Source organism: Enterococcus sp. DIV2419 (genome assembly GCF_051711865.1).
Classification (GTDB): Bacteria; Bacillota; Bacilli; order Lactobacillales; family Enterococcaceae; genus Enterococcus; species Enterococcus faecalis.
In genome coordinates this window covers 76,691-97,735 of record NZ_JBIONS010000002.1, presented here as the reverse complement: position 1 = coordinate 97,735, position 21,045 = coordinate 76,691, and the positions used below count along the sequence as shown (strand labels likewise).

The window sequence follows — 21,045 nt, the reverse complement described above, 5'->3', positions numbered from 1 at the left end:
TTACCCTCCAAGACCAGTGTTGCCACCAGCGTGGCCACCAACTAATCCGGCTCGTTTCACAGCTGTTGCTCCATCTAAAAGAGAAGAAGCATGAATCAAGGATTTGAAGCCAAATTTTCGACGTATTTTATCGATCAAAAAATCTAATTGGGTATTAATAATTTGTTCTTCAGGAGGTGAGAAGAGATCCAATTGAAGTGTGGTATCCCAAACCAGCTTTCCAAAGGAGACTCCTAAATTTCGAATATCCATACCAGGAACATAGTTTTCTCGAAAAAGCTTCAATACATGCTCGGTTAACACTTTTGTGTTGTTGCTACGAGCGATTTTAAGCTGTTTTCGCCAACCAGTCCTGCCCCGTTGGTCAACTTGTCCTTTAGAATAGCCAATAAAAATTGATACACACTCAGTTTGACAATTGGCATTTCTCAACCTGGTAGCTACTTGGTCTGAAAGTTCCTTCAGTACTAATTCAATTTGATCTCTTCTTGCGTAATCTCTAGGTAATACTTGACTATTTCCAAAAGACTTTTCTTTAGCAACTTGTCTTTTTTCTCCTAAAAAACTTCGATCAATACCCCAAGAATGAGCGTACAGCTGTAAACCCATGACACCAAAACGTTGTTTTAAAATGTACGGATCTGCATGTGCTAAATCATAAATAGACTCATTTTAATCGAGCTGCCATGCGCTTGCCAATGCCACAAAACTCTGTAATAGGGGAGATAGCCCAAACTTTTTCTTGTACATCTTCATATCTCCATTCTGCAACAAAACCTGGTGTATTTTTTGCTTCGTTATCTAAAGCTAGTTTGGCTAACAATGGGTTATCTCCAATGCCAATCGTGACGTATAGCCCCATATGGTTATAAATGACACGTTGAATAATTTTGGCCAATCGATAAGCAGTATCACAATTAAAATACTTCAGAGAAGCAGTTATATCAATGAAGCTTTCATCCACACTAAAAACAGAATGGTCTTCATCTTTACGAGTCACATTAGAAATTCCCAGGACTTTTTTTGCCAGTGGCGAAGCAGCAAGTACAAGTCCGCCTGCATTATCCGCACCACTCATCACTATAAGCATTGTTTTAAGGGGATCTAAGCCACGTTCTACACATTCTACGCTCGCGTAAAAGGATTTTACATCGACACATAGAACATCTCTTCGAGGTTCTTTGGAATAATCAAATTTCATGCAAAAAACCGTCCTTTCGAGTTACATCATACGAACTAACGTTCTGTTTTGCAACAACAAAATTTCAGTTTTCCGAATTATTTTAGATTTAAAGTAGCTCAGAAATCTACAGTCATTATTTTTTTAGTTTGTTTTTAACGCGCAAGTAGATATCAACCAGCCAGTAAATAATTGTAATTAATACTATTACTTTTAGAAAGTTCACCATGAATACTAGATTGAATGCGTATTTTAACCACAAAAGCCATAATATAATCGCGATAACTACTTTTCCAAAGGTATTCAATTTTCTAACCAATAACCAATGTAAAAAATCTTCTCCTTTGTTTTTAGTAGCTCTATATTCTTCTAGAATATTTTTTTTCATGTATAAACCTCCTTTTTTCTCATCTTATATTAACATATATATAATTACATGTTAATATAAATATAATAAAAAAGGAAGGAGGTAGTTTTCTTATGAAAAAATTAGCCCTAGGTTCATTGCTTTTAGTTGCTATAGGTGTTATTGGGACATCTTTTGCTTTAACTACTGAAGTAAAACAAGAGGCTGGATATGGACATCCTCTTATTGATCACAAAATTTAGGCAAAAAAAGACATCCCTTTTATTACTGTTAAAAGGGATGTCTTTTTAATTATTCTAAGTACATGTTACTTTTTTTAGATTAAATCACCGCTGCAAACTCATTTACTTGTTTATTGTAATATATATAGATTATATGGAAAAAGTTTTATACTTTTCTTTCCAAATAATCTCTTTGAAAACAGCTTAAAATTACTCTTTCATTACATTGTTTTATTTATACTGTTCGTAAATAAGCAGTTATTTAAATTCATCTGATAGCTATGGTAATAAAAAAATCTTAACCATTACTTTTACGCATAATTTCTAAATCATTGTTTCCCCATATTAATTTTTCCTTAGAGAAATGTTGAATGAAATTATTATTTTCTCCTAGTTCTCCGTTTTCTCCAAAAAAAGAAGTACCTGATAATTGCTTTTTCAAGCCCACACCACGTTTGCTAAAAAATGAATTATAAAAAAGAACAAGAAGTTCTATTTCATCCATAGTGGCTCTAAAAAATCCAAAATAGTTCAGTGCTTCTTCTTTATTTTCAACATTGTCATTTACATATTTAATAATTCTATGGGTTAACCTAAAATATGCAGCCATATCTGAATAATAGTAATCAGATACGTTATTTATTATTTCTTGTTTATCTTTATCTACACAAATTAAAGAAAAATCGTCACCATGGTTATAGTACTTATATACCAAGCTTAGTAGCTCATTTGAATGTGAAACCCTATTATCTTTAATAGATTCACTAAATTCATACACTTGAATATATCTTAACATCAAGTCATCTTTGCTACTATTTTCTTCAATATCTTTTCTCAATGTTTGGATATAATAAACTTGATCTAATAATTTATTAGCTTCCTTAAATAATTTTATATTCTTAAGGCTATGTGTGTTTACTTCCTCGGACAATCTGTTTCTTAAATAGCCTTCATAGTCTTCTTTTTCACCTGATAAGTCATCTAAACTTATATATAAATCCTTGGCTTTTTCTTCGACCATAGTTATATACGTTTTGTAAAGTGAGCACAATTCATCTAAAACCGTTAAATCATTTTTAAGACAGTTATTACCTAATTCTTTTATTTTTCTTTGAGCTTCTTCTTTTAGTCTCTTATAATAGTTATCAAATAAATTCTTTTGAGAAAGCTTATCTTTTAATTCATTATGCATCTCTAACAAATTAAAAAAGGTATTATCTATTTTTTCTTTTCTATATTGTTCTTTTTGAAGAGATAAACTCTCTTTGTCTTGTGCTATTTGCTTGTTCAATACTACTATAGCACCAATCACTCCCATAAATGATCCTATTATACCTCCCCAAAATCCTAACCATCCATCTGAAGGATTAACTTTTATAAAAATTAAAATTAGTACCAGTAATCCTAGTACAATGAATAGACTAGACCATTTTATTAGTTTCAATTGTAGATTCCTCACTTACGTTTTTATATTTATTTTAAATTTGAAAAAAATCAACTTTATTATAGAAACTCAAATTTTGTGCATTGACTTTAACTATGTCATCAGAAGAATAGTATGATACTTCCCAAATCTTAGGTTTAAAAAAAGAATCAATCTTTTCAAAGTATTCTTGGTCAACACTACCCAGTGAATGTCCATAAACAGTTATTCGTTCTATTTCTAATTCTTGTAAATTATTTTTCTGTACCCATTCTATTAACTTATCTATTGAAAGTTCCTTTACTAACAATTTATTCAAAACTTTAATATTTTCAGATATTTCTTCTATATTTTTTTTATCAATAGAACTAGCTTCGTAGTAGTCATTACTACTTGGATCGTGTAAAAGTTCTTCATAAAATTCCATTTCTGCAGCAGCTTCTTTATGACTGATTTTACCTCTTAAGGCTTGTTCTTTAATTATTTCTATTGGGTTATACTTAAAAGGATTCTCGGGGTTTATAGTATTTATTAAAGAAAATTGATTCTCCAACTTGTAATATAAATTATCCAAAGCTCTTTTTTCATTCCCCCATAACAGTTCTTCTTCCATATTTCCATGAATATATAGTATTTTACTTTTATCTATTTCATAAACTTTTTCTAATGTTTTAGTATAATTAAAGTTTATAAAATAGTCAGTTGAACAAAATTCTATATCTCCTTTTTTCTCTTTTATTTTCAAATTGTCATTAGCTTCTTCTATCATTCTTTTAAAGCCTTCATCGATAAACTTTTTAATCTCATCTATTTTATCAAAAGGTTCCGCCTTAAATTGTAGGTTGGTGTTTGCTGCAGCGTTAACTGCATTTTGCTTTTCTGTATATGTGTCATAAAAATTTTCGTCTGTTTCAGAATAAAGAAAATCATTAATTTTAGGTAAATTTTCAAAATATTTATTTACTTGTTCTTTTAGCAAGGATACTAATTTATCCATTTCTTGGTCAGTTAGTAAACCTATGTGAGATTCAAATTTTGACCAATAATCTTCTTTCCCATTATCTAAAATGAAATAGAATAAGTCGACTTTTTTAAATAAGTCACGATTCATTTTCTTTAAAATAGGTTTTAAATTATTTGTATAGCTAGTTGGTAAACCATGAGCCATGTCAAATCCATTCCCAATAATAAATAATCTCTGCATGCTTGTCATCACTCCTTTTTTAGCTTAAAAGTAAGCTTGTAATTAACAGCTATGTTTTTCTATTGATAGTATATCTTATAGTAGTAGGACAAATGGCATTATCTCTTTAAAAATTTTCATTAAATAACTGCTACTAATATAAATAATTCACATTCATTTTAAACTAAACTGTTGTTCTTCCTTAGCCTGCTTTTTTATTCTTTTTAGGGTAGACAAAGAAATACCTGTTTTCTTTTCTACTTCTCGCATGCTGTTTGTTTCCATTAACTCTAGTGCATGTTTATATTTATCATTTAGAACTCTTTTCGGACGTCCTTCTCGATAGTTTTTATTGTTTGCTCGATGCCACTGTTTTCCTTCTTGTGTTCTCGTGACAATTAGGTCTCTCTCAAATTGTGCGAAACTCCCTAACATGTTCATCATTAATGTTTGCATAGAATCACTTTTATTTGGCTCAAAGGTTAGGGCATTGTCTAAAAAGGTGATAGTCACTCCTGAATTATTTAAAGAAGAGATAATCGAATTTAAATCAACAATACTTCTAGCTAGCCGATCAATTTTCGTCACTAAAACTTTATCGCCAGCTTTTACAATAGAAAGTAGTTCTTCTAATTCTTTTCTTCCTTCTTTTTTAGTCCCTGTGTATTTTTCACTGAAGATTTTTTCTGCTCCAGCTTGTTCTAGTTTTTGAATCTGGGTTTTGTAATCTTGATTACTAGTACTCACTCTTGAATAACCATAAATGGACAAAATTTCCTCACCTTTTCTGAACATAAGTTTTTGACACTTGATAATTCCAAGTATAGCACGAAAAAACAAAGAGGTCAAAAACTTAAAAGTTTCTGAACCCAAATAATTAATTCTAAAATATCTAATCTCGATTATATAACTAAGTTACACTAAGTTAATTAATTATAGTATATAATCATTTGAAACTATTTAATTGTTTAGTATAATAAAAGATAAGAGGTGATTGTATGTTAACCACAAAATCTAGAAAACAAGGAAGTTCTGTAGTATTGACACTACCATCTAATAATGGACAGAAACCAAAAGCAGATCAAGAATATATAGTAATGTATTCTGATGATGGGACAATTACGTTAGTCCCTAAATTACAAGATCCATTTAGTGGTGGATTAGAAGGGGAGTATTACGATAAAGATGAATGGCATGACATTGAACCTGGAGGGAGAGAATTATTTTAATGAGTGACGAAAAGAAATATATTCCTAAAAAGGGCGATATTGTATGGATAGATTTCGATCCTTCAGCCGGAAAAGAAATACAGAAAAGACATCCAGGTCTAGTAGTTTCAAGATATGAGTTTAATAGAAAGACAATGTTTGCAGTAATTTGTCCAATAACTTCTACAATTAAAAATATACCAACTCATTATACATTACCTGATGAAATGGAAACTCTTGGACAAGTCGTTATCTCCCAATTAAAATCTTTAGATTTTACAGAAAGAAATTTAAGCCAAATAGAACATTTACCATTAAAGGATATGGCTAAAATAGATCAAATCATTGAATACATTTTTTAATTATAATAGGAAGAAAGAATACATATAATAATTAATATTTATGAATTCTTTCTTTTTATAACGTCTATTTACTATAATATATTATAGTAAATAGATAGAAAGGAGGATAAATTGAACCTAAGAAAAATAGAACATGAAATTGAAGAAATATTGTCTAAGGATACTCATTCATGGGTACGCCTATACGAGCTAATAAGAGAAGTAGAATATAATAAATTATGGCGTAACGAGTATAGTTCTTTCACACAGTGGATTAAACATTTAGCATATGTAGCCGGAGTAACTGAATCGTTAATATGGAAAAGAAAAAAAGCAGGAGAAATATACTTTGACTACCAGCAACGAGCAGCAGGTAGGGGAGTTAGTGTTCCTAACATAGAGGATGTAGAAATCAGTCCAGATAACTTTGAATTAGTAGAAAAAATTAGTCAAGGAAACAACCAAATAAAAGATGAATTAATGCAGAAAGTTTTAGCAAAAGATATTAAGCGATCTGATTTAGTAAACACTTGGTCAACTATTAAAACGATCCAAGCTAAAGAGGGTGGGAAAATAGTTAAAAAAAATAGATACTCTAAAATTGATAGTAGCGACAAACAAATATTTACTATATCTGATTTTTCATTTGCATTGTCAGAAACCTCGTGGCTACAAAGTACTAGTAACTCACATCATAAAGGAAAATCAGTTTATAAATTAGTTCCCAATTTTTCCTTTTATTCTTCGTTATTAATGAGATATATCACTTTAGATTTTCTGTTGCTAGAAAACGTGTCTAATAAATACACACAAGAATTAAATACACATAGCATCGAAATAGTTTTATCAGATAGCAACCTTAACAATATAATTTTAAATCCTAAAACTAATTATAGTTGGATAGTTGTTCCTGAAGATATTTTATCACTTGCATATAAAATAATTCCTGAAGAAATAGGGTTATTAAAAATATTATCTGAAAGAAAAATTCAAGTTGTTAAGCCTGCGAAACTTAATAACGAAACTAGTAAATTAGATATTTTACAAGCGTTCATTGTTAAAAACATTTAACTTAATGTCTTATATGTAATAATAAAAAACATTTATTATATATCATCAACTATCTATCATGATGATGTTCCATATCTGAAAAAGTGCATTGAGTTTATTTTCACCATTAGGAAAAAGGAGAATATTACTGGATAAAAGCTGGATGGTATGTATCTTTATATTTTTGATTGTTATGTAGCTTTCGTGCTAAAATACATTGAAAAACTTAGCATGAAAATTGAAAGAGTTATTGAAAAAGAGGATTAATAATTAATAGGCGGTGAATTCAGTTGTTAGAAAACAAATTAGGTATTATTAACCAACTTGAGTTAAACAGAGTTGAGGAACGTCTCAGTAAAGAAAAAGCTAAACAATTATATGACTCTGGAGATATTGACAGAGTAGAAGTTGGAACATTCAAAGGGCTATCTTATATCCATAATTATTTATTTGAAGATATTTATGAATTTGCTGGTAAAGTAAGAAGTCAAAATATTTCTAAAGGAAATTTTCGCTTTGCACCAGTAATGTACTTAAAAGTCTCTTTAGAACATATAGATAAAATGCCACAAAGTACTTTAGATGAGATTGTAGCCAAATATGTTGAAATGAATATTGCTCATCCTTTTCGTGAAGGTAATGGCAGAGCAACCAGAATATGGTTAGATCTAATTCTAAAAAAAGAATTAAAGCAAGTTGTTGACTGGAACTTAATCGATAAGGAAGATTATTTGTCTGCAATGGAAAGAAGCCCAGTTAAAGATTTGGAAATCAAACACTTAATCTCAAGTTCTTTAACTGATAAGATTAATGATAGAGAAATTTTCATGAAGGGTATTGATATTAGCTATTATTATGAGGGATATACCGAATACAACGTTGATGAATTATAAATTAAATAAGAAAAACAAAAGTAGCTTGGATTAATTGTCCTCCAAGCTACTTTTGTTTTAGGAAAAAAAGAACTAAGAGAATTACAGTCTGTTTGATAGCTAGTTATATAATATAGTATTTAAATGGCTGAATTTAGTTTTATTTTTAGTTTTTTATCAATGATAAGTTGTCATAAAAAAAGATTATTTGTTGAATTTTATGTTATAATTTAGACTTTTTATTTTACTTTGTTAATGATTATATTTTAACAAAATAAATAAATCTCTGTAGAATAACAGCGTAAACAATACATCTTGATGCATTATGTAAACGGGGTAATTATATTATTTACCAGATTAAAAAATCTATTTGGTATTGAATTATAAGGTAACTGCCAAGAAAAAAGCAAATTGAATATCTTAACCAAAGGGAAGAGAACTATTTTAATAACTAGTGATAACATATAATTTACGGCTATTTTTAAATTCTATAGACGCTAACTTTAAAACAGATTTAATTGCTTCGTTTTTTATCAAAAATCTAAATTCTCTTTTATAAAATCCGTTCTCTAATATTAGATATTTATCTCTGTCTTTGATCAATACGATAGATCGATCTTTTTTAAATGTGTAAATTTTTATAGTACAATCATTCTTTAAAGAAGAACGTATATACGGTTTTAATTGCTTTTTATCAATAATCTTCATAATCATTATTCTCCTATGATAATTTGATAAATAAGTATTACACTGTTTTTTTCATTTATTTTTACATAATTTTTTTACTTCTTTGTCAAACATCTTTTTTACTACGCTTGAACTAATAAAGAATACATTAATCTTATCTTTATTTAAATCAAATGCTATTCGATAAGGTTTTTTATCAAGAATAAGCTTCATTTCATACCACTTTTTGTTCTTTACACGGACTGGTTTTATTTTATAAAAATTATGTTCTAAACTAAATTTTATTTTATTTGTAATTATACGCTTAAATAAATATTGTTTTTCATTTGGAAATTGTTTTACTACATAATCACTAATAACCACTTGTTTCATATGATATTTCACTCCCATAATAGGCAATTTTCTTATTTTTTAAGGAATGATAAATTAGTGTATCTATTTTTAACCAATAATCTCTTCTACAATTTACACAATCACTTTTCCACATTGTAACTCTGATTCTAGTTTATTTTTTGATTTTTATTGCACATTCTTTTGAAAGTGTTTCAGTTTCTTTTAAGTAACCTAATAACGTCAATTAATCATATATTAAGTGTCTCTGCACATTGTTTATTTTCAAAGCCTTTCGGGATTACTTCAACAAAATACAGCAAAAATCCTTCTTTCCGTATTTTTTATACTTAAAATTCCTAACCAAATTATACCAAAATATATACTTATTTTTTTAAGTTTTAAATAATTTTTTGTAATATTTGTAATTAAAAGTAATTATAACATCCTTTAATCTTATAATTTTTATACATTTTCAAATATATAATTGCTTTAAAGATATAAAAAACTTCTAATCCAGGAAAATATTTATATTTTATTGATATAAGAATCCTTTATCTTTTTAAGTTTTTTATATAAGTTTATTACTAATTATTATTTAAGGACTAGCTATTTAATGGGATATATGTCACATCAATAAACTTTAATAATCTTTTTTTTACGCTGTAATATAAAATAATTTTGGAATCGCTAGCACATGAGCTTATCTTTTGATTTCGCGATTATGTATATATGCGTATAATTTTTTCTTAATGAAAAAAATTATTTAAAAGTAAAATTTCAGCATTAAAAGTTAGGTACCTCGTTTTATTTTTAAGTATGAGTATATAGTATATAGCATGGTTTAACCTGTTTCTACATTACCTATAGGCTATACCACGCAACATCAATTTGTATTATAGATACTTGGATTTGTTTTAAATAATTTGTATAAAGAATCTAAGTATATTAAACATTTCTAAGGAAAAACGAGCTATGGTAACTCATACCTCGTTTTTTTATCTTTGATTACCTATTATACATAATAAAATTAGGTTATTTGTTCGTGCAATCACATTAAAACATATGCACAATTACTATTTTTCAACAACTAGATATTACAATCTTTTCTCTTGTGAAAAAAACAAAAATAAAAACAAAAAAATTTAAACTTTTGTTCCTTTAATATATTTAGTTTAGATTATTAAATACTATCATTAATAGTATATTTAAAACATATAGAACCAGAACATCATTTTAATATCAATTGTGAAAAAACACACAATAGCTTTTATTATTGGTTATCAGGAAAAAACACAATATATTGCGTTTTATACATAGTAGTGATACTGTATGTAGTATCTTATGTGAAAGAGAGGTCTTTAAATTTGATAAAAAAAGTAAATATCATATATATAAGTTTAACTGGAAATACCAAAGATTTTATTCAACAACTTGATAGCTACTTTACAGACAATAATATTAATCTTTGTGCAAAAAATATCAAGGATATAGTTTCAAACAATCAACCTTTTGAGTGTTTGAACGAACCCTTCGTCACCTTTTTACCTTCATTTTTAGAAGGAGGGAACGGTATAGCTAATGGTTATAAGGAAATTCTGACTACTCCATTAAAGGAATATTTATTGTTTAACAATAATTACTTACTTTGCTATGGAATTGTTGGTAGTGGTAACAGAAACTTTAATAAGCAGTTCGGTCTTACTGCAAAACAATATTCAAATTATTTTGGTTTTCCTTATATTGATGAATTTGAGCTTCGCGGAACTCTTGAGGATGTCAAAAGAATTGGTGAAAAACTAATTAGGTTACAAGGCATAGCTAATATGAGAAAGAAGGGATAATATGACAAAAAATGATATTTCTAAAAATTGTTTTTATCTTAATAACCTATTAAATATTCCTATTAAAGGAAAAATTCCTTTGTATTTTGATAAACAAGCTTTAGATTCTTATATAAAAACAGAAGTTAAGCCAAATACAAAATATTTTAGTTCATTGTCAGAAAAATTAAATTTTTTGGTAAAACAAGATTATATTGAAGAACAACTACTAAATCTTTATTCAGAAAAATTTTTAAATAATCTCTATGAATATCTAAAAAAACAGGAATTCAAATTCCATAGTTTTATGGGAGCCTATAAATTTTATACACAATATGCATTGAAGACAAATGATAATAAACAATTTCTTGAAAACTTTATAGATCGTGTTTTCTTTAATTCTTTATATTTAGGAAACGGTGATGAGCATCTTGCAAAAATGATTGCGGAAGAATTAATTAATCAGAGATATCAACCTGCAACACCAACGTTTCTAAATGCTGGAAAAAAAAGACGAGGAGAACTTGTATCCTGCTTTTTAATTGATGTTAATGATTCAATGTTATCAATTGGAAGAATGTTAAATTCAGCTTTACAGTTGTCTAGAATCGGAGGCGGTGTTGGTGTAAATTTATCTAATATTCGTGCTGCTGGAGATCCTATAAAAAAAATATCTAATGCATCTTCTGGAATTATTCCAGTTATGAAACTATTAGAAGATTCCTTTAGCTATTCTAATCAATTAGGTCAGAGAAATGGTGCAGGGGTTGCTTATCTCAATGTTTTCCATCCAGATATCCAATCTTTTCTATCAACAAAAAAAGAAAATGCTGATGAAAAGATTCGTATTAAGACACTTTCATTAGGTCTTATTGTTCCAGATAAATATTATGAACTTTTAAAAACAAATCAACAAATGGCATTGTTTAGTCCTTATGATGTAGAACGTATTTACAACAAGCCTTTTAGTTATGTAGATATTACTGCTGAATATGAGTCGTTACTTGATAATCCCAAAATAAAAAAAATATATATTAATGCACGGGAACTAGAACAAAAAATATCTAAGCTACAACAGGAGTCTGGTTATCCATACATTATAAATATTGATACAGCGAACAGAACAAATCCTGTTTCAGGAAAAATTATTATGAGTAATCTTTGTAGTGAGATTTTACAACCGCAGACTCCTTCAATACTCAACGATGACTTGTCTTATGAAATAGTCGGCTCAGACATTTCTTGTAATTTAGGCTCTTTAAACATTGACAAACTTATTCATTCTCCAAATTTTTCTCAGTCTATCGAGGTTGCGGTTAGAGCTTTAACGACAGTTACTGATAATACAAATATAGATGAAGTTCCTAGCATAAACTTAGGGAATAGTCTATATCATACAATTGGACTAGGAGCTATGGGCTTACACACAGCATTAGCAAAAAATAAAATTTATTATGGGTCTAAAGAAGCATTGGAATTTACTGAAGCATTTTTTATTGCATTGAATTATTACTCTTTATTAGCAAGTAATAAAATTGCACAGGAACGACAAAAAGTATTTCATAACTTTGAAAAATCAAAATATGCAGATGGTAGTTATTTTAATACTTATATTTCAACACCATTTGTATTACAAAGCAACAAAGTAAAAAAAATGTTTGAACACATTAAACTTCCAACTGTTGAAGACTGGCAAGATTTAAAATTATCCATTATGAAATATGGAATATATCATAGAAATCGATTAGCAGTTGCTCCAAATGGGTCTATTTCATATATTAATGAAACCAGTGCTTCAATACACCCAATTACTCAATTAGTTGAGCAACGACAAGAAACTAAAGTAGGGTCAATTTTTTATCCAGCTCCTTATTTAAATGAAGATATATTACCTTACTATATCTCTGCTTATGATATTGATCAACGAAAAATCATAGACACTTATTCTGTAGCTCAAAAACATATTGACCAGGGAATGAGTTTAACGTTATTTATGCGATCTATATTACCAAAAGGCCTGTATGAATGGAAAGAAGAAGGGAATGAATTGATGACTACTCGTGATTTAAATCGTCTTAGAAACTATGCATGGACAAAGGGAATTAAGTCACTCTATTATGTACGTACTTTCACAGAAGATGATGAGATTTCTAGTTCTAACGAATGTAATTCTTGTATGATTTAAAAACTTAAATAAGACGGAGGACGGATATGTTATGGGATTTTTATATTATAAAGCAATCAATTGGAATGAACAACTTGATTATTTAGACCAGTATACTTGGGAGAAATTAACTAATAACTTTTGGTTAGATACTAGGATTTCTGTTAAAGAAGATAGAAACGTTTGGAATGTATTGGAATTAAATAAGAAAGAAGAAATATGTAATTTATTAGCTTGTGCATCTTTAAGTACTGCTATTCAATCTGAAATTGGAGTTGCAAGTTTACGTCAAAACGTCCTAACTCAACAAGAAGAAGCTATTCTTAATGTAATTACATTTATGGAATCTGTTCATACAAAATCTTTTACTACAATTTTTCGTTCTTTAGACATCGATGATAGAGCATATGAATATTACCAATTTGCTGATGCAAATCCTACATTACAAAAGAAAGCAAATCTCTTTGAGCATATTTTTAAGAATGGAAATACCTTTCAAAAAAAAGCTGCATTTATTTTTCTTGAAAGCGCACTGACTTTTGGATGTTATGCTCCTATTCTAAAAGAAAAAGAGTTAGTTCAATCAAACAAAATAATTCGTAATATTTTACAAGGTAGTGGACTTTTTATAGCCTATAGTGGTTATAAATTTCAACAAGCATTTATGTCTCTAACTCAAGATTCTAGAAGTGAGTTTATAAATTGGTTTAAGGAGTTTTCTGCAGAAACTATTTTAGAAGAAATTTGTTTTTATGATAGTTTGTCAGAAAATACCCGTTCATATGCCAATAATTTATTATCATATGGAGCAAACTATGCCTTTAATTCTATGGGATTTGAAAAACAATTTGAAGAGAAACTAACATCATCAACTAAAGTTTATTTAGATAGCTTATTAATGACCACTAATAAACTTTTTCAACAAGCGCAAAAGTGTAATAACATTTACACAGAAAAAACTTCTAATGATGATTATACATTCTGATTTTGAAATAATGACCGGAGGTATTAGATATGACAGTAAAAACAGTAAATTGGAACATAACAGAAGATGAATTTGACGAATATGTTTGGGATAAAGCGACTGCTCAATTTTGGTTAGACACTCGTGTTCCAGTTTCAAATGATTTAAAAGATTGGCGAACTCTTTCTCAATCTGAAAAAGACCTGATTAATAGAGTTGTTGGTGGTCTAGCTTTGTTAGATACACTACAATCGGAGGAAGGTGTTAATGTAATGAGAGAAGATGCTATAACTCGTAAAGAAGTAGCAGTAATTAATAACTTTCTAATGATGGAATCAATCCATGCCAAAAGCTATGGAACTATCTTAACATCCCTAAATGATTCAGCAACAATTGATGATATTTATAATTGGATGAATAATAATTATAGAATGCAATACAAGGTGAAAAGAATTAACGATATATACCAAAGCGGGGATAATTTAAAGAAAAAAATAGCTAGTGTTTACTTAGAAGGTATATTATACTATAACAATTTTTTTATCCCCCTTTGGTATCGTGGACAAAATAAATTAGCAAATCTTTCGGAAATTATTAAACTTGTTATTCGAGATGAATCAGTACATGGAACTTATCTTGGATACAAGTTCCAGCTGAGTTTCTCTAAATTAACAGCTGATGAACAAGAGGATTTAAAGGACTGGATGTATAAACTATTAGATGATCTATTAGAAAATGAATTTGCATTTGCCGAAGAGCTATATGAATCTGTAGGTTTAGTTGAAGAAGTAAAAGACTTTATTAAATACAATGCTAATAAGTCCTTACAAAATATGGGATTTCCAGTTAGATATGAAGATGTAACAATTACCAGTATTAACCCTATTGTAATGAATGGTATTTCAACCGAGACAGCAAATCACGATTTCTTCTCACAAGTAGGGGCTGGATATTTAATGGGTAGCGTTGAATCAATGAATGATGATGATTATCTTTTTTAATTTATATTAAAATAATATCATATAAATTTTTCTTGTTAAACTGTGAAACTAACATTTATCAAACAAAAATAGAGTGGAAAACCACTCTATTTTTGTTTGATTCATTAAGCTTATTAAAAATACTTTTATTTAAATCGATCTTTGTTTTGTCTAGCTTTTTCTTTGAATAGTTTTCCAACAGATTTTCCTAATTCTGCATATTCATCACCAACAGATTTCCCTTCTTCTTTGTACATTTGACCAAGTTCTTTTCCCTCTTTTTTTAAACGATTTATTTTTTCTTTAAATTCCATAGTAAATTCCTCCTTTATCTACTAGTTAACCTTGGTAACTGTTCCAATTAGGATTATTAAGTAGGATGGTTAATGCAAACGCTAAAATTATTTTTCTTTTTTATCACCTCTTAAATTAATGATTTCATTCTAAATCAAACTCTAAGGATACGCAGGAACTACAGATATAGTACATCTGTAGATTTTGATTGTCAACACATTTGTATTATTTGTAATTAAAAACAATATTATAATACAATGGTTTCTAATTTCTTTATTCAAGCGTAGATTATTATATAAAGAAAAACCTAATATTTGAATATCATAATTGAAAAACTTGGCATATTGTTTTATAGTTATGGTATATCTATGGATATTGAATAGATAAGGTTTTGTTAAGAGTAAACATATGTTATATGCTTGTTCAGATACTTCGATATTACTAACAATAGCTAAATTACGGATGATTCTTATTTGAAATCTCAAGAAAGAAATTAGAGAATGAATTTATTCCATTCATATTTATAAAAATAACAAAGAATTTAGAGATATTTCATTTTATGATGTGTTTAGGAGCGAAAAATCATATCTTAATGTTAAAAAATTCTATTAAGAAATTTATTCAAAAAAATTATTAAAAATTGATAGATAACAATATTTTCAAAATAATAAGTTATTATGATATGGAGGAAGATTATTTTATGCAAATCGGTAGTGTGGCAGCATGGGTCGCAGTGACCTCAAAAATAATAGCTATAATTGGAGCAATTATCTTTCCAATTATAGGTGAAAAAAAAAGAAAAAAAGCTTCAATCAGCCGTTTAGCTCATAGAGAATACGCTCTAGTAAAAGAAATAGAGAATGAATTAAAAGACACTATAGGCAATGTCGTAGATCTAGACTCATATAAACAGTTTGAAAGCTTTAATTTAATGTTAATGATTATTAGTGATGATGAGGAGTTAATACAGATCTCTGAAGAGATTAATGATTTATTACTAAATAAAACTGATACGGGATATTTTGACCAACCACTTAGAAAATTACTACAAAAATTAGAATCTAAGTATAGTGATTAAGTAAGGAGTAAAAACTGAAAACAGCAAGTCTTTTTGAATATAGTTAATAGGTTAACGAAATATCAGTATTTATTAATATATAAGACAATAATAATCTTGTATCTTCAAAAAATCTGAATACTTTCACTAAGCTTATAAGATTTATTCTACCATTTAGTAGAAATAAATCTCGCTATTTAAATACAAAAGTTAAAATAAACTTATTTCTAATAAGTATAGTGTATATAGCTTTGATTAATCATGTCCGAGAACAAGTTCTAACTAGAATTTTTTTCACATCTGAATCTGATTATACAGTACAAAAGTAATAGAGGGTAAATTCATCGATGGAAGAATTTGCCCTCTAATCTTAGTATGTTTTAGTTATATCTATCAACTACTGAATAAACATAACAAAATATTTCACCCGATAATTAGATAGTCGTTTTACCATGACTATCTAATACTAAAGTATATTTTTTAATAAAATAATGATGATTTTTTGCTTTTTTCAGCTTTGAATTATAATTCAATCTCTGAGTTCTTTTTATTGAGTAGATAATCGAATTAAATTATCCCTAAACACTAAAATATTGAAATTTGATCCAGTATAAGAACCAATGGATTAGTAAATATATTAGTTAGGAGATAATTTTTCTTCATACATACCTTAAATAAAGCATTCATAATTAATCAAAGTATTATTAAATTTAAGTCTAAAAACAAGAGAACTTAGAAATTATTTAATTTTTTTTTATCATGAATGAAATAAGCTAAGAGAATTAATATTTGTCCAAATATAAAGAATCCTATTAAAGGATAAACATGATCAATTAAACCAAAACTATCTAAACTAATTATACTTTTTAAGCCCTTAATACTGTATGTCATAGGAATACATGCATTAATTACTTTAAAAATATTATCTGTTAAAATGATTGGATAAACACCGGCAGCAGAAGACGTTTGAAGCATTGTTAATAACAAAACAACTAAGCTTCCTATACCAGGTATCAATTTATTAAATCCTACAATAATACTTGAGAATGTTGCACAAGTTAAACATAAGAAAACAAATAATTGATAATTTGAATTTATAGGAATATGGATAAATAATTGATTTCCTATAATTAACAATACTACTTGAAATACTCCAATACAAAGTGGAATTAAAAACTGTCTAGTCCAATAACTAGTAAAACTTTTTTCTCTTCTTTTTAAATTACGCATTACAAATTGATTGACAAAAATTCCACCTACAAACAATGTTAAAGAAAATAGGTAAGGTGCCATTGCTTCTCCGTTATTCTTTACGGGATGAATATTTCGGGTATTTAATTGAACAATAGAACCTACATTATCCGGAATGTTAACTCCTTTCATTTTTGTAATTAAAGTATTAGATAACTTAGCATTTGTTTGTTCAACAAATTTATTCATAGCACTAGTTATAACTTTTGATGAAAAATAGTTCAACCCTTCTGAAATTGTTAAATTAATTGAAACTTCTTTTTTAGTCTTTGGGAAGTGTATTATATTTTCTTGAACATCCTCGTCAAAACTAATAACTGCAAAAACTTTACCATTTTCTAAATCCTTATTTGCTAAATTAATATCTTTTTCTTCTTTAAAATCGAATAGGTTACTTTCCGTTAATCCTTTAGCAATAACATTTTCTCTATTATTTACAATAGCCACGGGTAGCTTATTTAAATTTTCATAAGGATTCATTGATGCCCCTAAAAATAATGTAGAGTACAACATAGGAATACTAGCTAAGAATAATAGTACAAATCCTAATATAAATTTTCTTTTCATATTGAACACCTCTTGTATTTAATTATTTGATGCTCTATAGTTAAGTTAATATATAACTATAGTTTCCATCTGCATATATAATATATCCAAGGATATTAAATGTCAATAGAAAGGGTGTTTATTTTTGAAATTAAGTAATTCTTTTATTCAATCAATAGCTATTCTTGTAATGTTGGCTGAATTACCAGACAAATCGTACTTAAAAGCTTCAGAAATAAGTCAAAGAATGAGGGTATCTCATACTTATTTACAAAAGATAGCAAAAAAATTAAAAAATGCGGATATTATTCAATCAGAGGCTTCAAAAACAGGAGGATATTCTTTAAATAAAGATGCTAAAGATATATCATTTTATGATGTATTTCAAGCAATTGAGACACAAGAATCCTTTTTAAAAAATGTCAAAACAGACGTTATTCATACCATGTTTATATCAGATGAATTAGTAGATAAATATGGTAATCTTACAGTAGATATATTAAATACTGCTGAAAATAGTTATCTTGAAGTTCTCAAAAATCATTCAATAGAAGAAATTATTCCCAGAAATAGTGATGGATCTTTATTAAAGATTGATTGGAAATTGTACCTAGAAAATACTGGAGATGATTAGATGGAAATTGGTAATATTGCTGAATGGGTAGCTGGAATATCCAAAGTAATTGCTATAATTGGAGCAATTACTTTGCCAATAGTTAGAGAAAAAAAGAAAAGAAACAATTCTGTTGAACGTTTAGCACGCAGAGAATATTCATTAGTAAATGATATTATAATAGAGTACAAAGAAAAACGTATTCCTATAGTAGAACTTGATTCATACAAACAATTTGCAAGTTTCAATTCAATGTTAATGATTGTTAGTGACGATGAAAATCTGATTATTATTTCTGAAAAAATCAATGATTTGCTTACTGAAGAAATTGATGAAGATAACTTTTTTTCCTCAATTAATTTGTTAATGGAAAACTTAGAGAATACCTATATTAAAAAATAGGAGGGATATATATGGAAACTGGCAGCATTGCAGAATGGGTTGAAGGTATCGCAGAAACAGTTGCCTTAATAGTTGCTTTATTTTTGCCTATTATTTCAGAAAGAAATAAAGCTAAAAGAGTACAGAATAAATTAAAGCGTATTGGCTTACGCCTTGCAAAGAAAGTGTTAGAAGAAAAAATTGTTAGTAAAGATATACCTGTGCCAGATCTTAATGAATATAAAGTATTTAAAAGATATATTGGTTTTGTATTTACTTTTAATGACAGTCAAAATTTGTTTAATACACTTTGGGATATAGACACTGATTTGAAAAAGCTTACAAGTGATAACGATGATATTATAAAAGAAATAGATAAAATAAATCATTTATTAGCTACCAAAAGATAGTTACTCTTCCAATTTTGTTAATTCTATGAGTAATAAATCCAACAGTTAGTTTCTCTACTAAACGAGATAGAGGTGAGGAAAGTTATATTATCTTCCTGCTAAAGATAATATAACTTTCCTCCCTAATACTGTAATTTACTTTACAATAGAATTATAAAATTATAGCACCTCTAGAATAATTCTGGAGGTACTATATAATAAAGTAAGATATGATGATTTATTACGTTAATTAGAAAAGTGTACTCATTACTCATATTTAATATAAACTGTTATCTTCATTATTCTAACTTCTAACATGAAAATAAGATTATCTAAAAGTAATTTTTGATATGAAACTACCTCTATTTTTTTGAGTAAGTACTTTATCTGATTCTAAGTTAGATTCGAATTCTTTTAATTGAACTAGTTGTAAAGTTGATTGATCAAATATCGACTGATTGTTTACTCTAATTTCTTTTTCTTACTGTTCGGGTAATTAATAACTTCGTAGTTCATCTTGTATATCTTTGTAATTCATTCTTTTTACAGATATTAATTTTTTTAGCTTTAGCTGAAGTAGTATCAGAGTGATCTAATACAATGAAAGACCATGCTTCAAATTTATTCTCATTATAATACATAGTGTTGCTATCTTTTTTGAGTATAAGCAGTAGACCACGGATAAAGTTCCTTAATTACTTGTTTATCTTCTTTGGTATTATTCATTACTAAATCATATATTGTTAAAGTCGTTTAACTTAACCTTTTATATGTAATAATAAAAAACATTTATTATTTTTCATTAATGATCTATCCTGTTAATGTACCATACAATAGAAGAAGGGAATGGTTAAATGAAAATTTCAGCTAAATTATTTGTTTTAGGAATAGTACTAACTTTTGGAGGTCTTATAACAAGTGTTCCAGCAGAAGCAAAAAATATTGTGACGAGTAACTATGAATTAGGAAGTTTTGCTCAAAATGACCCTGTCAATTATTCCTTACTAAGAAGTAAACGCAGACTCAGTGAAACACCTCCGAGAGTAGATTTTATCGATATTTCCTCTCATAATGGAGAGATTTCTGTAGAACAATTTCAAAAGATGAAAAACACTGGAATTAAAGGCGTAGTAGTCAAATTAACCGAAGGAACAACCTATAAAAACCCGTTAGCACCTAGTCAAATAAACAATGCAAAAAAAGCAGGCCTAACTGTTTCAACATATCACTTTTCTTGGTTTGAAAATCAACAAGAAGCAATTGATCAAGCTAATTATTATGCGGATTATGCAGAAGAATTAGGCCTATCCCAAAAGAGCGTCATGGTTAATGATGCAGAAACAACACCAATGATTAACGCGGATGCCACAAAAGTTTCTGTTTACTTCAGAGATCAATTGTCAAAACGTGGATTCAAAAATGTTGTCCATTATTCTAGCGCTAGTTGGTTCAATAATAATTGGATGGAATATGACGTTTTAGGTAAAGAAAATAGTTGGGTGGCAGAATGGCCAGCGAACCCAAGTGCTAATAACTTATTGCACACAGATACAGCCGCTTGGCAATGGAGTAGTCAAGGTTCTTTTGATTTCATTCCTGGATCTAACTTTGACTTCAACGTAGATTACCTAGGACGCTTTACTACTAACTAAAAAAAGAGCGATTCTTTTTAGAATCGCTCTTTTTCCTGTCTAATCGACCACTGAATAAACATACCTAAA

At 28.2% G+C, this 21,045-nt stretch carries 22 protein-coding genes and 1 pseudogene; 14 read left to right on the top strand and 9 right to left on the bottom strand.

What is annotated here, in order from left to right:
* Together IGI97_RS13505 and IGI97_RS13500 are read right to left on the bottom strand one after the other, a co-directional pair.
* Window positions 1-1,201: pseudogene (locus tag IGI97_RS13505) on the bottom strand (Y-family DNA polymerase).
* A gap of 115 nt (window positions 1,202-1,316) precedes the next feature.
* Window positions 1,317-1,568: a hypothetical protein gene (locus IGI97_RS13500; protein ID WP_002358196.1), complete on the bottom strand. Its 252-nt coding sequence runs from the start codon at window positions 1,566-1,568 to the stop codon at window positions 1,317-1,319.
* A gap of 92 nt (window positions 1,569-1,660) precedes the next feature.
* On the opposite strand from IGI97_RS13500, the gene IGI97_RS13495 reads away from it, so the two are divergent.
* Window positions 1,661-1,789: a hypothetical protein gene (locus tag IGI97_RS13495; protein ID WP_033623977.1), complete on the top strand. Its 129-nt coding sequence runs from the start codon at window positions 1,661-1,663 to the stop codon at window positions 1,787-1,789.
* Between the two features lie 277 nt (window positions 1,790-2,066).
* On the opposite strand, the gene IGI97_RS13490 is transcribed toward IGI97_RS13495, so the two are convergent.
* From IGI97_RS13490 to IGI97_RS13480, 3 genes are all read right to left on the bottom strand, one after another.
* Window positions 2,067-3,212, bottom strand: coding sequence for a putative phage abortive infection protein (locus IGI97_RS13490; RefSeq protein ID WP_438738938.1), 1,146 nt, complete (start codon window positions 3,210-3,212; stop codon window positions 2,067-2,069).
* Between the two features lie 34 nt (window positions 3,213-3,246).
* Window positions 3,247-4,395, bottom strand: coding sequence for an AbiH family protein (locus IGI97_RS13485; protein WP_438738940.1), 1,149 nt, complete (start codon window positions 4,393-4,395; stop codon window positions 3,247-3,249).
* A 153-nt stretch (window positions 4,396-4,548) separates the two neighbouring features.
* Complete coding sequence (locus IGI97_RS13480) at window positions 4,549-5,169, bottom strand: recombinase family protein (protein WP_185940142.1); 621 nt, start codon at window positions 5,167-5,169, stop codon at window positions 4,549-4,551.
* A 203-nt stretch (window positions 5,170-5,372) separates the two neighbouring features.
* Between IGI97_RS13480 and mazE the strand changes: the two genes are divergently transcribed.
* The 4 genes from mazE to fic all read left to right on the top strand — a co-directional run bounded on the left by mazE (window position 5,373) and on the right by fic (window position 7,866).
* Window positions 5,373-5,603: a type II toxin-antitoxin system PemI/MazE family antitoxin gene (gene mazE, locus IGI97_RS13475; protein ID WP_033628115.1), complete on the top strand. Its 231-nt coding sequence runs from the start codon at window positions 5,373-5,375 to the stop codon at window positions 5,601-5,603.
* A complete protein-coding gene (locus IGI97_RS13470) occupies window positions 5,603-5,944 on the top strand; it encodes a type II toxin-antitoxin system PemK/MazF family toxin (RefSeq protein WP_438738942.1) in 342 nt (113 codons plus the stop codon). The genes mazE and IGI97_RS13470 overlap by 1 nt, the downstream gene beginning before the upstream one ends.
* A gap of 111 nt (window positions 5,945-6,055) precedes the next feature.
* Window positions 6,056-6,994 carry a hypothetical protein gene (locus tag IGI97_RS13465; protein ID WP_438738944.1) on the top strand — a complete coding sequence of 313 codons (939 nt, stop codon included), beginning with the start codon at window positions 6,056-6,058 and terminating at the stop codon, window positions 6,992-6,994.
* Window positions 6,995-7,263: 269 nt separating this feature from the next.
* A complete protein-coding gene (fic, locus tag IGI97_RS13460) occupies window positions 7,264-7,866 on the top strand; it encodes a protein adenylyltransferase Fic (RefSeq protein ID WP_207434520.1) in 603 nt (200 codons plus the stop codon).
* A gap of 423 nt (window positions 7,867-8,289) precedes the next feature.
* On the opposite strand, the gene IGI97_RS13455 is transcribed toward fic, so the two are convergent.
* Entirely contained in the window at window positions 8,290-8,553 is a 264-nt protein-coding gene (locus IGI97_RS13455; protein WP_438738946.1) for a hypothetical protein, read from the bottom strand.
* Between the two features lie 51 nt (window positions 8,554-8,604).
* Window positions 8,605-8,904 carry a hypothetical protein gene (locus tag IGI97_RS13450; RefSeq protein WP_438738948.1) on the bottom strand — a complete coding sequence of 100 codons (300 nt, stop codon included), beginning with the start codon at window positions 8,902-8,904 and terminating at the stop codon, window positions 8,605-8,607.
* A gap of 1,325 nt (window positions 8,905-10,229) precedes the next feature.
* On the opposite strand from IGI97_RS13450, the gene IGI97_RS13445 reads away from it, so the two are divergent.
* From IGI97_RS13445 to nrdF, 4 genes are read left to right on the top strand one after another with little or no spacing between them, the layout of a single operon-like run.
* A complete protein-coding gene (locus IGI97_RS13445; protein ID WP_207434525.1) occupies window positions 10,230-10,706 on the top strand; it encodes a class Ib ribonucleoside-diphosphate reductase assembly flavoprotein NrdI in 477 nt (158 codons plus the stop codon).
* A 1-nt stretch (window position 10,707) separates the two neighbouring features.
* Window positions 10,708-12,870 (top strand): class 1b ribonucleoside-diphosphate reductase subunit alpha, encoded by a 2,163-nt coding sequence (gene nrdE / locus IGI97_RS13440; RefSeq protein ID WP_438738950.1) that lies wholly within the window; start codon window positions 10,708-10,710, stop codon window positions 12,868-12,870.
* 31 nt (window positions 12,871-12,901) lie between these two features.
* Entirely contained in the window at window positions 12,902-13,834 is a 933-nt protein-coding gene (locus IGI97_RS13435) for a ribonucleotide-diphosphate reductase subunit beta (RefSeq protein ID WP_207434527.1), read from the top strand.
* Between the two features lie 29 nt (window positions 13,835-13,863).
* Window positions 13,864-14,814 carry a class 1b ribonucleoside-diphosphate reductase subunit beta gene (nrdF, locus tag IGI97_RS13430; protein ID WP_438738953.1) on the top strand — a complete coding sequence of 317 codons (951 nt, stop codon included), beginning with the start codon at window positions 13,864-13,866 and terminating at the stop codon, window positions 14,812-14,814.
* A 125-nt stretch (window positions 14,815-14,939) separates the two neighbouring features.
* Here the strand turns inward: nrdF and IGI97_RS13425 are convergent, their stop codons facing one another.
* Window positions 14,940-15,107 carry a hypothetical protein gene (locus tag IGI97_RS13425; RefSeq protein WP_425136948.1) on the bottom strand — a complete coding sequence of 56 codons (168 nt, stop codon included), beginning with the start codon at window positions 15,105-15,107 and terminating at the stop codon, window positions 14,940-14,942.
* A gap of 680 nt (window positions 15,108-15,787) precedes the next feature.
* Between IGI97_RS13425 and IGI97_RS13420 the strand changes: the two genes are divergently transcribed.
* Entirely contained in the window at window positions 15,788-16,165 is a 378-nt protein-coding gene (locus IGI97_RS13420; protein ID WP_438738955.1) for a hypothetical protein, read from the top strand.
* A gap of 711 nt (window positions 16,166-16,876) precedes the next feature.
* Here the strand turns inward: IGI97_RS13420 and IGI97_RS13415 are convergent.
* The gene (locus IGI97_RS13415) at window positions 16,877-17,962 is read right to left on the bottom strand and encodes a YhgE/Pip domain-containing protein (RefSeq protein WP_438738957.1); all 1,086 of its coding nucleotides are present in this window, start codon (window positions 17,960-17,962) and stop codon (window positions 16,877-16,879) included.
* Between the two features lie 124 nt (window positions 17,963-18,086).
* Between IGI97_RS13415 and IGI97_RS13410 the strand changes: the two genes are divergently transcribed.
* The 4 genes from IGI97_RS13410 (at window position 18,087) to IGI97_RS13395 (ending at window position 20,976) form a co-directional block, all read left to right on the top strand.
* Window positions 18,087-18,575 carry an RrF2 family transcriptional regulator gene (locus IGI97_RS13410; protein ID WP_438738959.1) on the top strand — a complete coding sequence of 163 codons (489 nt, stop codon included), beginning with the start codon at window positions 18,087-18,089 and terminating at the stop codon, window positions 18,573-18,575.
* Window positions 18,576-18,956, top strand: coding sequence for a hypothetical protein (locus IGI97_RS13405; protein ID WP_438791812.1), 381 nt, complete (start codon window positions 18,576-18,578; stop codon window positions 18,954-18,956).
* Window positions 18,957-18,967: 11 nt separating this feature from the next.
* Window positions 18,968-19,345 (top strand): hypothetical protein, encoded by a 378-nt coding sequence (locus tag IGI97_RS13400; protein WP_425136958.1) that lies wholly within the window; start codon window positions 18,968-18,970, stop codon window positions 19,343-19,345.
* 833 nt (window positions 19,346-20,178) lie between these two features.
* Window positions 20,179-20,976 (top strand): GH25 family lysozyme, encoded by a 798-nt coding sequence (locus IGI97_RS13395; protein WP_438738835.1) that lies wholly within the window; start codon window positions 20,179-20,181, stop codon window positions 20,974-20,976.
* Window positions 20,977-21,045 lie beyond the last annotated feature (69 nt).

Bases quoted from the DNA above. Each gene is read 5' to 3' on its own strand.
- IGI97_RS13455 (WP_438738946.1), bottom strand. From the start codon at position 8,553: ATGAAGATTATTGATAAAAAGCAATTAAAACCGTATATACGTTCTTCT.
- nrdF (WP_438738953.1), top strand. From the start codon at position 13,864: ATGACAGTAAAAACAGTAAATTGGAACATAACAGAAGATGAATTTGAC.
- IGI97_RS13450 (WP_438738948.1), bottom strand. From the start codon at position 8,904: ATGAAACAAGTGGTTATTAGTGATTATGTAGTAAAACAATTTCCAAAT.
- IGI97_RS13470 (WP_438738942.1), top strand. From the start codon at position 5,603: ATGAGTGACGAAAAGAAATATATTCCTAAAAAGGGCGATATTGTATGG.
- mazE (WP_033628115.1), top strand. From the start codon at position 5,373: ATGTTAACCACAAAATCTAGAAAACAAGGAAGTTCTGTAGTATTGACA.
- IGI97_RS13400 (WP_425136958.1), top strand. From the start codon at position 18,968: ATGGAAACTGGCAGCATTGCAGAATGGGTTGAAGGTATCGCAGAAACA.
- IGI97_RS13415 (WP_438738957.1), bottom strand. From the start codon at position 17,962: ATGAAAAGAAAATTTATATTAGGATTTGTACTATTATTCTTAGCTAGT.
- IGI97_RS13500 (WP_002358196.1), bottom strand. From the start codon at position 1,568: ATGAAAAAAAATATTCTAGAAGAATATAGAGCTACTAAAAACAAAGGA.
- IGI97_RS13420 (WP_438738955.1), top strand. From the start codon at position 15,788: ATGCAAATCGGTAGTGTGGCAGCATGGGTCGCAGTGACCTCAAAAATA.
- IGI97_RS13425 (WP_425136948.1), bottom strand. From the start codon at position 15,107: ATGGAATTTAAAGAAAAAATAAATCGTTTAAAAAAAGAGGGAAAAGAA.
- nrdE (WP_438738950.1), top strand. From the start codon at position 10,708: ATGACAAAAAATGATATTTCTAAAAATTGTTTTTATCTTAATAACCTA.
- IGI97_RS13435 (WP_207434527.1), top strand. From the start codon at position 12,902: ATGGGATTTTTATATTATAAAGCAATCAATTGGAATGAACAACTTGAT.
- IGI97_RS13395 (WP_438738835.1), top strand. From the start codon at position 20,179: ATGAAAATTTCAGCTAAATTATTTGTTTTAGGAATAGTACTAACTTTT.
- IGI97_RS13495 (WP_033623977.1), top strand. From the start codon at position 1,661: ATGAAAAAATTAGCCCTAGGTTCATTGCTTTTAGTTGCTATAGGTGTT.
- IGI97_RS13485 (WP_438738940.1), bottom strand. From the start codon at position 4,395: ATGCAGAGATTATTTATTATTGGGAATGGATTTGACATGGCTCATGGT.
- IGI97_RS13405 (WP_438791812.1), top strand. From the start codon at position 18,576: ATGGAAATTGGTAATATTGCTGAATGGGTAGCTGGAATATCCAAAGTA.
- IGI97_RS13480 (WP_185940142.1), bottom strand. From the start codon at position 5,169: ATGTTCAGAAAAGGTGAGGAAATTTTGTCCATTTATGGTTATTCAAGA.